The following is a 12,236-nucleotide window of genomic DNA, read 5'->3' as shown; positions in this document are numbered from 1 at the left end:
ACGGAGGCATACATGCGTTCATTCATCATTCTTTTGGCGGGCTTGTTCCTCGCCAATACGGCCCTGGCCGAGCCTGTCGGCAGCCCCATCCCCGTCGGCATCGCCGTGGGCCAGACCACCAATGTCGCCCTGTTCGGCGAGGAGCAGGTCAACGGCGCCAAGGTCGCCGAGAAGCTCCTGAACGAGAAGGGCGGCGTCGGCGGCACGCCCATCAGACTGGCCTTTCAGGACACCGGCGGGGACGAGGCCGGGGCCATCAACGCCTTCCAGAACCTCATCTCCCGCGACAAGGTCGTGGCCATCATCGGGCCGACCCTGTCCCAACAGGCCTTCGCCGCCAACCCCATCGCCAACCAGGCCAAGGTCCCCGTTGTCGGCCCGTCCAACACGGCCAAGGGCATCGCCCAGATCGGCGAGTACGTCTCCCGCATCTCCGCGCCCATGACCCTCGTCGCCCCCAACGCCCTGAAGCGCGCCCTGAAGCTCAACCCGAACGTGAAGAACGTGGCCGTGGTCTATGCCCAGGACGACGCCTTCAACGTCTCCGAGACCGGCATCTTCCAGGAGGCCATCAAGGGCATGGGCCTGAACATCACCACCATCCAGAAGACCAGCGTCAAGGACACGGACTTCACCACCCAGGTCACCGCCATCCTCGGCGCCGGCGTGGACATGGTCGTCATGAGCTGCCTGGCCGCCGACGGCGGCAACATGGTCAAGCAGCTGCGACAGCTCGGCTACGAGGGCCTCATCGTCGGCGGCAACGGCTTCAACTCCCCGAACATGTACCCCGTCTGCGGACAGGAGTGCACCGGCGTCATCGTCGCCCAGGCCTACAGCCCGAAAGCCGACAACGCCGAGAACAAGGCCTTTTCCGCCGCCTTCAAGGACATGTTCAAGAAGGACCCGGCCCAGTTCTCGGCCCAGGCCTACACCAGCGTGAAGGTCGTCGTGGACGCCCTGAACGAAGTCGAGAAGAGCTCCGGCAAAAAGATCGCCGAGATGGACACCGCCGAACTGCGCACTGCCCTCAACGCCGCCATCGTCTCCAGTTCCTACGACACGCCCCTAGGCGAGATCGTCCTCGATGCCGACGGCGAGATCACCCAGAAGACCTTCTACGTCTCGCAGATCAAGGTCGCCGACGACGGCAAGACCGGGACCATGGAACTGCTGCCCGAATAACGCTTCCCAGGCCGGGGAGGCCCAGCTTCCCCGGCTTCCGGCTCCATCATGAACATCGTCTTTCTGCTGCAAAGCTTCATCAACGGCCTGTCCATCGGCTCGGTCTACGCCATCTTCGCCCTCGGCTACACGCTGGTGTTCTCGATCCTGGGCATCATCAATTTCGCCCACGGCGCCGTCTTCACTCTCGGAGCCTACTGCACCTACGCCCTGGCCGTCGGCGATTTCGGCCTGAACGGACTCCTGGCCGGCATGAGCCTGCCGTTCCGCCTGCCGTTTCCCCTGGCCCTGCTCGGCGGCTCCCTCCTGGCCGGCGGCATCGGCGTCCTCGTCGAGCGTCTGGCTTTCCGGCCCCTGCGCGCCAAGGGCGCGGACCCGCTCCTAGCCCTGGTCAGCAGCCTCGGCGTGGCCCTCATTCTCGTCAACTGCCTGCAGTTCCTGGTCGGCGCCGAGATCTACGCCTTCCCCTCGGGCATCTTCGGCTCCCTGCCCATGGCCATGGTTTTCAAGATGGACGGCAAGGTCCTGGCCGTGCGCACCGTGCAGATCATCATCCTCGTCGTCAGCCTGGCCATGCTCCTGGCCCTGGCCTGGTTCATGAACCGCACGCGCATGGGCAAGGCCCTGCAGGCCACGGCCGAGAACCCCGAGACCGCGAGCCTCCTGGGCATCCACGTCGACCGCTACATCCTGTCCACATTTTTCATCTCCGGCGCCCTCGGCGGCCTGTCCGGCACACTCATCGGCGCCAGCTTCGGCCTGGCCGGGCCGTATTTCGGCGTCAGCTACGGTCTGAAGGGCTTGGCCGTCATCGTCCTCGGCGGACTCGGCAGCATCCCCGGCGCCGTCCTCGGCGGACTCGTCATCGGTCTGGGCGAGGCCTTCCTCCCGCCCGACTACTCGTCCATGAAGGAGGCCGTGGCCTTCGTCATGCTCTTCGTCATCCTCCTGGCCCGCCCCCAGGGGCTTCTGGGACGGCAAACCATCCAGAAGGTCTAGGCATGTTCCTCGAAAACTACGGATTCCTCATCGTGGCCATCGTCCAGCAGGCCCTGCTGGGCATGAGCCTGTGGTACCCGCTCATGGCCGGGCAGCTGTCCCTGGCCAGCATCGGCTTCTACTCCATGGGCGGCTACATCGCCGCCATCATGGGCACCAGCCCCGCCTTCGCCGCCTGGCGCGAAGCCCTGGGCCCCGCCCTCTATCCCGTCGAATGGCTCATCGCCCTGGCGGCCAGCGCGCTGCTGGGCCTCGCCGTCGGCATCCCGGCCCTGCGCCTGCGCGGCATCTACCTCGCCCTGGCCACCATCGCCTTCGTCCAGGTATTGAACGTCGTCGTCCTCGTCCTCGACGTGACCGGCGGCGCCGTGGGCCTCTTCGGCATCCCGCAGCCCTTCGAGAGCCGCCTCGGCTACCTGTGGTTCTTCGGGCCGCTCCTGGCCGTCATGCTCATCTTTTCCGCCCGCCTGACGCGCACCGTGGCCGGCCGCTCCTTCATGGCCATCCGCGAGGACGAACTGGCCGCCCAGGCCATGGGCATCCCGACGACCTTCGAGAAGGTCCGGGCCTTCGTCATCGGCTGCGGCCTGGCCGGCGTCGTCGGGGCCATGAGCGCGCCGTTCCTCAACACCTGGAACGCCCGCCAGAGCAGCTTCGACGCCTCCGTGGCCTGCCTGGCCTACGTGCTCATCGGCGGCGCCCGCTCCGTCTGGGGCCCGCTCCTGGGCGCTGCCCTCCTGGTCGCCTTGCCCGAAGTCCTGCGGCCCCTCAAGGACGCACGCCTGATCATGAACGGCATCGTCCTCGTCGTGGCCTGCATCTACCTGCCCCAGGGCATCGCCGGGCTGCTGGCCTCCCTGCGCAGAAGGGAGGTTGCATGAGCGAGACCATCCTCCAGCTCGACGGCGTGTCCCGCTCCTTCGGCGGCCTCATGGCCGTCGGCGACGTCAGCTTCTCCGTTCAGGCCGGCGAGATCTTCGGGCTCATCGGGCCCAACGGCGCGGGCAAGACCACGCTCTTCAACCTCGTCTCCGGCATCACCCCCGTGTCCTCCGGCCGCGTCAGCTTCCTTGGCCGCGACATCCTGGGACTCGCCCCGCACAAGGTCGCCGGCATGGGCATGGACCGCACCTTCCAGAACATCCGACTCTTCGCCGGCATGAGCGTCCTCGACAACGTCCGCGCGCCCATGCAGGCCTTCTCGCGCACCGGCTTTTTCTCGGACCTCCTCGGCCTGCCCGCCAGCCGCGACCAGGAGACGCAGATCATGGCCACGGCCATGGACCTCCTGAACCTCGTCGGACTGGGCGCCAAGGCCCGCGCCGCCGCATCGTCCCTGCCGTACGGCGAACGCCGCCGACTCGAGATCGCCCGCGCCCTGGCCCTGCGGCCAAAACTTCTGCTCCTCGACGAACCGGCCGCCGGACTCAACCTCGCCGAAAAGGCCGAACTGAGCGACTTCATCCGCGACCTGCGCAGCCGTTTCGACCTGACCGTGCTCATCATCGAGCACCACGTGCCCTTGGTCATGGGCCTGTGCGACCGCCTGGCCGTCCTCAACTTCGGCCGCCTCATCTGCCAGGGGCGGCCCGAAGAGGTCCGCTGCGACAAATCCGTCATCGACGCCTACCTCGGAGACAGCCATGCCGCTCCTCGAACTTGATCACGTCAGCGTCAGCTACGGCCCCGTCCAGGCCGTGCGCGACGTCAGCCTGCACGTCGACCGCGGCGAGATGGTCACCCTCATCGGCGCCAACGGCGCCGGCAAGAGCACCATCCTGCGCGCCGTCTCCGGCCTGGCCCGCATCGCCTCCGGCTCCCTGCGTTTCAACGACGCCGACATCTCCAAGGCCCGACCCGACGTCATCGTCCGCGCCGGCCTCGCCCATTGCCCCGAAGGGCGCCAGGTCCTGGCCGCGCAGACCATCGAGGACAACCTTCTGCTCGGCGCCTACATCCGCAAGGACAAGGCCGGCATCGCCCGCGACCTCGAAAAGTCCTACCTCATGTTCCCGCGACTTCTCGAACGCCGCACCCAGCTCGCCGGGACCCTCTCGGGCGGCGAACAGCAGATGCTCGCCATCGCCCGCGCCCTCATGAGCTCGCCGCGCCTGCTCCTCCTCGACGAGCCCTCCCTGGGCCTGGCCCCCCTCGTCGTCGAGGAGATCTTCGCCATCCTCGACCGCCTGAACAGCCAGGGCATGACCATCCTCCTCGTCGAACAGAACGCGCGCCTCGCCCTGGCCCATTCGCACCGCGGCTACGTCCTCGAATCCGGACAGATCGCCGCCTCCGGCGACGCCAAGGGGTTGCTCGAAGACGAACGCGTGCTGGCGGCGTACCTCGGGGCGTAGGGGAGTGGTGGGAGAAGAGAGGCGGGGCGCTGCCCCGCGCCCCGTATTTTAGGGGATGGGGGAGAGACGGTCGACGTTAGTCAGTTAAGATCCGGGGCGCTGCCCCGGGCCCCGCAAGGTGCTCGCCCCTTGACCCGGTTATGGGGGAGGGGATGCCTACTGACTAGGGCTTGGTGTTTTTGAGAATTATTTTAGATTGTTGGATTGTTTTTTATTGCGTGTCTGTTGTGTGGGGCGTAGTGGGTTTCCCGGTTTCGACCACAACGGACGTACCTGATCTGCAATGGCGCAGCAGCGCCGGAGAGGTGTTTGAATGAACAAACCGCAACGGGTGACCCTGTTCATGCAGTGCATCGTCGACTCGTGCTTCCCCCAGGTCGGGGAGGCCATGGTCGCGGTCCTCGAACGGCAGGGGCTCACCCTCGAATACCCGGCGGACCAGACCTGCTGCGGACAGCCGGCCTTCAACGCCGGGTACCGCAACGAGGCCGCCCGCCTGGCCCGCCGCTTTCTCGACGTGTTCGAGGACGCCGAATGCATCGTCTGCCCCTCGGGCTCCTGCGTGCACATGGTCCGTCATCACTACCGCGAGCTTTTTGCCAAGGAGCCCAGGCTTCTGGCGCGGGCTGAGCGGGTGGGAGCGCGGACCTTCGAGTTCACGGAATTTCTGGTCGACGTGCTCGGCGTGACCGACGTGGGTGCGTCGTGGCATGGGGACGTAACCTACCATGATTCCTGCCACCTCCTGCGCGGGCTCGGCGTCAAGGACCAGCCGCGGGCGCTCCTGGCAGCCGTGCGGGGGCTGAACCTCATCGAGATGACCCGCTCCGACGAGTGCTGCGGCTTCGGCGGCACCTTTTCGGCCAAATACCCCGAGATCTCCGAGGCCCTTCTCGAAACCAAGCTGGCCAACATCCAGGCCACCGGCGCGGGCGCCGTGGTCGGCTGCGACATGGGGTGCCTCATGCACATGCAGGGTATGATCCGCCGCCGCGAACTGCCCATCAGCGTCCACCACATCGCCGAAATCCTGGCCGGGAGGCAGTGACATGCACAGCCAGACCCCTCTGAAATACCGGGAACTCGCCGCCGGCGCCGTCAAGGACTCGCAGCTGCACCGGGCCCTGGGCATGATGCGCGACAAGGTCGGTCGCAATGCCGTGAATCTCTACAATCAGATCGCCCCTGGGCAGGACTCGCGCCGGGCCGCCAAGGCCGTGCGCAGCAGGATCGTCGACAACCTCGACGTGGTCCTCGAAACCCTGACAGAAAATATCCGGGCCAGGGGAGGACAGGTCTACCTGGCCGACACCGGCGCCGACGCCGTCGAGTACTGCCTGCAGGTCGCCCGCCGCCATCAGGTCCGCCGCGTGGTCAAGGGCAAGTCCATGCTCAGCGAAGAGATCTGCCTCAACCCCGCCCTGGAGGCCGCCGGCATCGAGACCGTGGAGACGGACCTGGGCGAGTACATCGTGCAGCTCAAGGGCGAGGCCCCCTCGCACATCATCGCCCCGGCCATCCACTACACCCGCGAGCAGGTCGGCGCGCTCTTCGCCGAAAAGCTCGGCGAGCCCTACACCGACGACCCGCCCAGCCTGACCGCCATGGCGCGCAAGGCTCTGCGCGAGAAGATGCTCACGGCCGACATGGGCATCTCCGGCGGCAACACGGCCTGCGCCGAGACCGGACACGTGACCATCGTCTCCAACGAGGGCAACATCCGCATGACCTCGACCATGCCCCGCGTGCACATCGTGCTCCTGGGCATCGAGAAGATCGCCGCCACCCTGGAGGACCACGACATCCTCCTGCGCATGCTGACCCGCGCCGCGGCCGGACAGAAGATATCCACCTACATCAGCTACGTCGGCGGGCCGCGCCTGCCCGACGAACCCGACGGGCCCGAGGAGTTCCACCTCGTCCTCGTGGACAACGGCCGCAGCCGCATCCTGGCCGATCCCGACTTCCGGGAGGTCCTGCACTGCGTGCGCTGCGGCGGCTGCCTCAACGTCTGCCCCGTGTACCTGAACATCGGCGGACACAGTTACGGCTCGCCCTACTGCGGCCCCATCGGCGCCGTCTTCACGCCCCTGACCCGGGGCATAGGCGAATGCAGCCACCTCTGCCAGGGCGAGACCCTGTGCGGCGCCTGCAAGCAGGTCTGCCCCGTGGACAACGACCTGCCGCGCATGCTCTCCCTGCTGCGCGCCAAGCTGGCCGATGGCGACCCCAAGTGGGACGTGCTGCCCCAGAGCAGGGCGGCCAAGCTCGCCTTCACGGCCTGGTCCCTCGTCATGAGTCGGCGCGGCCTCTACGACGCCCTGCGCGGCCTGGCCCGTATGGGTCAGCGCCTGCTGCCGCGCCGCGACGGGTGGATCGTCAGGCTGCCCGGACCGCTGGGAGGGTGGACCAGGGGACGCGATTTTCCGCCTCTGGCCGAGGAAAGTTTCGGCGAAAGATGGGCCCGGCGAAACCGGGACGGGAGGGACGCATGAACCCCATCATCGAACGGGTCCGCAAGGCCCTCGGCGTCCAGGCCGGCGACGGCCGGGAGCGCATCGTCTTCGCCAAGAGCGAGGACTTCGTGAACTGCGCCGGCACCCCTGTCCCGGCCGAGGAATGTGCCGGCTGGATGGACAGCATCCGGGCCGAGGCCAAGGCCCTGAACCTGCAGGTCCACGAGTGCCCCGACGCGGCCGCCTGCGGCCGGGCCATCGCGGCCCTGGCCGCCGAACGCAGCCCCGAGTGGGACACCGCGCGGCAGATCGTGCGCTGGAGCGACCCTCTGCTCGCAAGCCTGGAACTCGAAAAGCTGCTGCCGGCCGACATCGCCGTCAAGGTCGTGCCCGAGGCCGACAGCTTCGGTGAGAGCGAGCGCCAGGAGTTCCGCCGCGAGGTCGTGGCCTCATACATCGGCATCACCACGGCCGACTACCTCCTGGCCGACACCGCCTCCATCGTGCTGCTGGGCGGCAAAGGCCGGGCGCGGTCCGTGTCCCTGGTGCCGTCCATCCACATCGCCGTGGTTCCGGCAGAACGCATCGTCGGCTCCTACCGGCGGATGCTCTCCAGCCTGAACGCCCGGAGCCTGCCGTCCAACGTGACCGTCATCACCGGCCCGAGCAAGACGGCCGACATCGAGGCCACCCTCGTGCACGGGGCCCACGGGCCGCGCGAGATGCACCTCTTCGTGGTCGGCGCCGCGCATTAGGGCGCAGCACTTTCGGGAACATAGCCCGGACGCATGGCCTTGCGGCGATGCGTCCGGGCTTTTCTTTTTCCGGGTTTGCTGGGATACCTGACGCTCAAAAGGGAAGGTGACATGGAACGGGAGAGCGTATTCACGGCCGCGGACGGCGCGCGCATCGCCTACCGCATCACGCGGGCCGGGGCGCCGCGGCGGACTCTCGTCCTGCTGCACGGCGTGGCCAGCAACATGACCAGATGGTGGAATTTCGTGGGCGGCACGAGCCTGGCCCAAGGCTGGGACATCCTGCGCCTGGACCTGCGCGGCCACGGCGGGTCGCTGTGTCGCGGCCGGGTGGGTATGGACGTCTGGAGCGCCGACCTCGCCGCCCTGCTGCGGCACGAGGGCGTTGAACAGGCGGAGGTGGTGGGGCACTGCCTGGGCGCAAACCTCGCCCTGTGGTTCGCCTGGCTGCACCCGGACCTGGTTTCGGGCCTGGTGCTCATCGAGCCCATGTTCCGCGCCGCCATCACCGGGCAGATGACCCGAGTGCTGCACCTGCGCCCCGTGCTGGCGGCCATGGTGCGGCCCCTGCTGGCCCTTGCGGCCCGGGGCGTGCACCGGGGAAGCCTGCCGCCCCTGGACCTGGCCGAACTCGACCGGCTCGCCCACGAGGCCATGGCCCGGACGAACGGGGCGTTCCCGACCAAGCGCTTTTCCTCGCCGATGCACGAGCTGCGCATCCTGCCCACGGTCGTGTACCTGCAGGACCTGCTCGCCGTCACCGACCCGTTGCCGGACCTCTCGGCCGTCCGCGCGCCGGCCCTGGCCCTGCTGTCCAGCGGCGGCATTTTCGGCGACCCCGGCATGACCGTCCGCTGTCTGGAAGCGCTTCCCGACTGCCGCATCGAACATCTCGACGCCGTGCACTGGATCCCGACGGAACAGCCCCTGGCCATGCGCGAAGCCATCGAACGCTGGTGCGGCCGGCACGGCTGAAGGAACCAAACCCTATCCCGCCCCACGGGCGGACCGCATCTGACGGAAGGAGGCGCATAATGAAGACTGCGTTCATCGGACTCGGGATCATGGGCAGCCGCATGGCCGCCAATCTGCTCAAAAGCGGCGCCGAGCTGACGGTGTTCAACCGTTCAGCCGGACCCGCACAGGAACTGGAGCGTCTAGGGGCGCGGGCCGCTGCGTCGTGCGCGGAGGCCGTGCGGGACGCGGATGTCGTCTTCACCATGCTCAGCACGCCCGAGGTCGTGCGGGACGTCGCCCTGTCGGAGTCCGGCTTCGTGTCCGCCATGAAGGCGGGCGCCATCTGGGTCGACTGCTCCACGGTCGACCCGTCCTTCTCCCGCTGGTCCGGGCAGTCCGCCCGCGATCGCGGCGTGCGCTTCGTCGACGCCCCGGTGTCGGGAACCAAGCCCAACGCCGAGCGCGGCGATCTCGTGTTCCTGGTGGGCGGCGACGCGGGGGACGTGCGGGAGATCGAGCCGCTGCTCAATGTCATGGGCGGCAAGATCATCCACGCCGGGGAGACGGGACGCGGGGCGGGCCTGAAAATGCTCATCAACGCGCTCCTGGCCCAGGCCATGGTCGTCTTCTCCGAAACGGTCCTGCTGGGCGAGAAGCTCGGCTTCGACCGCAACTTTCTGCTCGACACGCTGCCGAACACGCACGTGGTTGCGCCCTTCACCAAGGCCAAGGCCGAGATGATCCGCAAGGACGAATACGAGGTGAACTTCCCGCTGGAATGGATGCTCAAGGATCTGCGCCTGGTCGAGCGGACCGCCGCCGAAGCGGACCAGCCGCTGTACCTGGCTCGTTTGGCGCGGGAACTCTACGCCGGGGCCGACGAGAACGGTCTGGGGCGCGAAGACTTCGCGGCCATCTATAGGTATCTGCACGACTAGGAACCGGCGCCCCAGGGACGCTTACAGACGGGCCGGGAAGGCTTTCCCCGGCCCGTTCAGGGCGCGCGCCTACTTCCCGGCGACGAAGCCGTTCAGGAAGTCCACGATTTCCGCTTCGGTCTCGTCCCGCAGCATGCTCTTGTAGATGTAGCCGTGAGTGATGACCGTGCGGCCCTTGTCCGAATACCCGTAGCTCAGGATCACGATGTGCTTGCGCCCGTACTTCCCGTCGATCTTGTTGAAGACGACGACCTCGCCGTTGACCTTGATGAATTCGGACTCCAGGAGCTGTGCCTCCTTGAGCCCGTAGCCCTCCACCAGTTTCCTGTAGATGTCCGTCATCGGGACGGCTTCGTCGTAGGAGAATATCTGCGCATTGGCGAACCTGCGGGCGTTGAACTCGATGCGCGAGCCCTCGTCGCTTTTCACGGTCCACAGGCGCTTGTCGTAGTAGAAGGTCGTCCCGGTCCCGCCGATGACCACCCGGTCGACGGCGCCCTTGGACTTGTAGCGCTCCTCCATGTACGCCTTGCCGGGAGGGACGGACTTCCCGGGTGGCACCTTGGGGGCGCATGAGGCCAGGAGCAAGACCAGGATTGCGTAGAGAGCGTATTTCATCTGTGAGCCTCCTTGGGATGGATTCGTCCGTGTGCGGGCACGGCGCCCGGAACGGTTGCCGGTGTGTACACCGCTCAGGCCGGCCGCCTGTACACCGCGAAGAAGTGCGGGACGGGCGGGTCCTGGTGGTCGTCGTAGGCCAGAAAGTGCGTTTCCGTCAGACCGGCGCGCACGAAGCCGTCGATCTCATGGCGGTCCAGGGCGATGGGGAAGGTCTGAGAATGGTCGTCGCTCTCGCGGCTGCGGCAGGAGACGACGGCCACGCCGCCGGGTGCGACCAGTTCGGCGATGGCGTTCAGAGCCCTGACCCGGTTGCCGCCCGTGAGGATCTGGATGGTGTTGCACTCGTAGACGAGATCGAAGCCGCGCCGCCAGGCCGCGGGGTGGTCGAAGAGATCGGCCACGACGTACGAAACGGGGCTGCCGGGATAGCGCCGGCGGCACATCTCCACGGCGGAAGGGGAGATGTCGAAGGCCGTGACCGCGTAACCGCGCTCCCGCAGGGACTCGGCGTCGTCGCCCAGCCCGCAGCCGACCACCACGGCCCGCCTGCCGGCCGGCGCGGGGTGCGCGTCGAGCCAGTCGAGAAGCAGGGGGTTGGGCTCCAGGTCGGCCCAGTAGACCTTGGCGATGTCGCCGCCCGCCCAGGAGTAGAATTCCTCGAACCACCCGTCGGGATCGCCCCTGTCGGCGTATGTCTTGGCCAACTGTATCGTCGCGGTTTTGGGATTGTCCATGGGCTCCTGCGCAGGGGCTGGGGGTGAAAAGTCCTGCTTCAACAATAGTACACAAGCGGCGAAGAGCAAAGCCCGTCGGGCATCAGAGAAGATTTTTCCATCCGGCAGAAAAGTCTTTGACAACGGGTGTCCGTACATATAGAGACATTTTCTCGTTGGACGGGGCAGGGCGGTTAGCTCAGCTGGGAGAGCGTCGGCCTTACAAGCCGAATGTCATAGGTTCGATCCCTGTACCGCCCACCAAGAAGACCATGCGGGGTCGTAGTTAAGACGGTTATAACGCCGGCCTGTCACGCCGGAGGCCGTGGGTTCGAGTCCCATCGGCCCCGCCATAGAAATCAAGAGCCTGAGGTTGCAAGACTTCAGGCTCTTTTTCTTTTGTGGGTTTTGGAGAGGGTAATGGACGAGATGGACCCTATGGACCACATGGACGCTGGCAGGGATGAGGCCTGCAAAGGCTTTCGTCCATAACGTCCATCTCGTCCATTCAGTCCATTTCCCCTTTTCTTCTTTTCTGCGCCGTACGCACGCGGTAGAGGCGCTCCGTAAAACCGCCTTCTTCCGCGAAGGCCTGGGCAAGGGCGGCCAGTTGGCGGTCCAACAGGGCGCAGGTCACGCCGATAAGGGTCAGGGCCGCGTTGGCAGCAATTTCGGGGTAGCCCGGTGCCGCTGCGTTGCTACAAGCGCCGTCTCGTTCTGCACGCAGCGCATCGTCCCGAACTCCCCGGACCCAGGCTGCCACCTCGTCGGCGTTCCGGCAGCGCCGGGCCACCAGAGAGGCGCGACGCGGGTCGGCGGCGGGCCACATGGGCAGGTTGCGTTGGCGCAGAAAGTCCTCGTAGTCCAGAAGCAGTTCTTCCAGGCTGGCTCTGGACACGCTGGTGAGCTTGAGTTCCGTTTTCTTGGATGTGCCGCTCGCCTCGCTGCCTTCGGCGATGTTCTGCACCCCGCTGCGCGCCGCCTGCACCATCTGGTCCCGCGTCCGGCTGCCGGCCGGGACATAGCGCTCGCAAAACCGCACCGTGACGTCGTAGCACAACCGCGCCAGCTGAAAGCTCTTCAGCTTCCTGTACCCGCCATGCCTGGCAATGATCGGCTCCAACGCACCCCCTCCCGTTTCAAGCAATTCGTCCGCCGTCCATACCGTCCATCCAGTCCATAACGTCCATGCCTAGCGCTCCCCATTTTCCAATGAACGCACCTAAGCACGGGACGTTGTGACCTGCCGGGAAACTTC

The 12,236-nt window shown here is 66.7% G+C and carries 13 protein-coding genes and 2 tRNA genes; 12 read left to right on the top strand and 3 right to left on the bottom strand.

What is annotated here, in order from left to right:
• Positions 1 to 12: 12 nt before the first annotated feature.
• From G394_RS0111560 to G394_RS0111515, 10 genes are all read left to right on the top strand, one after another.
• Positions 13 to 1,185 carry an ABC transporter substrate-binding protein gene (locus G394_RS0111560; RefSeq protein ID WP_028577792.1) on the top strand — a complete coding sequence of 391 codons (1,173 nt, stop codon included), beginning with the start codon at positions 13 to 15 and terminating at the stop codon, positions 1,183 to 1,185.
• Positions 1,186 to 1,233: 48 nt separating this feature from the next.
• Complete coding sequence (locus G394_RS0111555; RefSeq protein WP_028577791.1) at positions 1,234 to 2,184, top strand: branched-chain amino acid ABC transporter permease; 951 nt, start codon at positions 1,234 to 1,236, stop codon at positions 2,182 to 2,184.
• Positions 2,185 to 2,186: 2 nt separating this feature from the next.
• Positions 2,187 to 3,065, top strand: a complete 879-nt coding sequence (locus G394_RS0111550; protein ID WP_028577790.1) for a branched-chain amino acid ABC transporter permease — start codon at positions 2,187 to 2,189, stop codon at positions 3,063 to 3,065.
• Positions 3,062 to 3,847: an ABC transporter ATP-binding protein gene (locus G394_RS0111545; protein ID WP_028577789.1), complete on the top strand. Its 786-nt coding sequence runs from the start codon at positions 3,062 to 3,064 to the stop codon at positions 3,845 to 3,847. Before G394_RS0111550 ends, G394_RS0111545 begins: the two co-directional genes overlap by 4 nt.
• Positions 3,828 to 4,538, top strand: a complete 711-nt coding sequence (locus G394_RS0111540; protein ID WP_028577788.1) for an ABC transporter ATP-binding protein — start codon at positions 3,828 to 3,830, stop codon at positions 4,536 to 4,538. The genes G394_RS0111545 and G394_RS0111540 overlap by 20 nt, the downstream gene beginning before the upstream one ends.
• 313 nt (positions 4,539 to 4,851) lie before the next feature.
• Positions 4,852 to 5,586: a (Fe-S)-binding protein gene (locus G394_RS0111535; RefSeq protein ID WP_028577787.1), complete on the top strand. Its 735-nt coding sequence runs from the start codon at positions 4,852 to 4,854 to the stop codon at positions 5,584 to 5,586.
• Between the two features lies 1 nt (position 5,587).
• Positions 5,588 to 7,033 carry a LutB/LldF family L-lactate oxidation iron-sulfur protein gene (locus G394_RS0111530; RefSeq protein ID WP_028577786.1) on the top strand — a complete coding sequence of 482 codons (1,446 nt, stop codon included), beginning with the start codon at positions 5,588 to 5,590 and terminating at the stop codon, positions 7,031 to 7,033.
• Positions 7,030 to 7,749, top strand: coding sequence for a LutC/YkgG family protein (locus G394_RS18955; RefSeq protein ID WP_051307136.1), 720 nt, complete (start codon positions 7,030 to 7,032; stop codon positions 7,747 to 7,749). The genes G394_RS0111530 and G394_RS18955 overlap by 4 nt, the downstream gene beginning before the upstream one ends.
• A gap of 111 nt (positions 7,750 to 7,860) precedes the next feature.
• Positions 7,861 to 8,724, top strand: a complete 864-nt coding sequence (locus G394_RS0111520) for an alpha/beta fold hydrolase (RefSeq protein WP_028577785.1) — start codon at positions 7,861 to 7,863, stop codon at positions 8,722 to 8,724.
• A gap of 59 nt (positions 8,725 to 8,783) precedes the next feature.
• Positions 8,784 to 9,644, top strand: a complete 861-nt coding sequence (locus G394_RS0111515) for an NAD(P)-dependent oxidoreductase (RefSeq protein ID WP_028577784.1) — start codon at positions 8,784 to 8,786, stop codon at positions 9,642 to 9,644.
• A 69-nt stretch (positions 9,645 to 9,713) separates the two neighbouring features.
• On the opposite strand, the gene G394_RS0111510 is transcribed toward G394_RS0111515, so the two are convergent.
• Entirely contained in the window at positions 9,714 to 10,262 is a 549-nt protein-coding gene (locus G394_RS0111510; RefSeq protein WP_028577783.1) for a hypothetical protein, read from the bottom strand.
• A 74-nt stretch (positions 10,263 to 10,336) separates the two neighbouring features.
• On the bottom strand, positions 10,337 to 10,999 hold the full coding sequence (locus G394_RS0111505) for a class I SAM-dependent methyltransferase (protein WP_028577782.1): 663 nt from the start codon (positions 10,997 to 10,999) through the stop codon (positions 10,337 to 10,339).
• A gap of 167 nt (positions 11,000 to 11,166) precedes the next feature.
• Here G394_RS0111505 and G394_RS0111500 point away from each other — a divergent pair.
• Positions 11,167 to 11,242, top strand: a tRNA-Val gene (locus G394_RS0111500).
• A 12-nt stretch (positions 11,243 to 11,254) separates the two neighbouring features.
• Positions 11,255 to 11,331 (top strand) — tRNA-Asp (locus G394_RS0111495).
• A 155-nt stretch (positions 11,332 to 11,486) separates the two neighbouring features.
• Here G394_RS0111495 and G394_RS0111490 read toward each other — a convergent pair.
• Positions 11,487 to 12,101 carry a four helix bundle suffix domain-containing protein gene (locus tag G394_RS0111490; RefSeq protein ID WP_043775622.1) on the bottom strand — a complete coding sequence of 205 codons (615 nt, stop codon included), beginning with the start codon at positions 12,099 to 12,101 and terminating at the stop codon, positions 11,487 to 11,489.
• Positions 12,102 to 12,236 lie beyond the last annotated feature (135 nt).

This window comes from Desulfomicrobium escambiense DSM 10707 (genome assembly GCF_000428825.1).
Lineage (GTDB): Bacteria > Desulfobacterota > Desulfovibrionia > Desulfovibrionales > Desulfomicrobiaceae > Desulfomicrobium > Desulfomicrobium escambiense.
The sequence above is the reverse complement of the archived record's forward strand: the minus strand, read 5'-3'. Positions and strand labels throughout refer to the sequence as shown.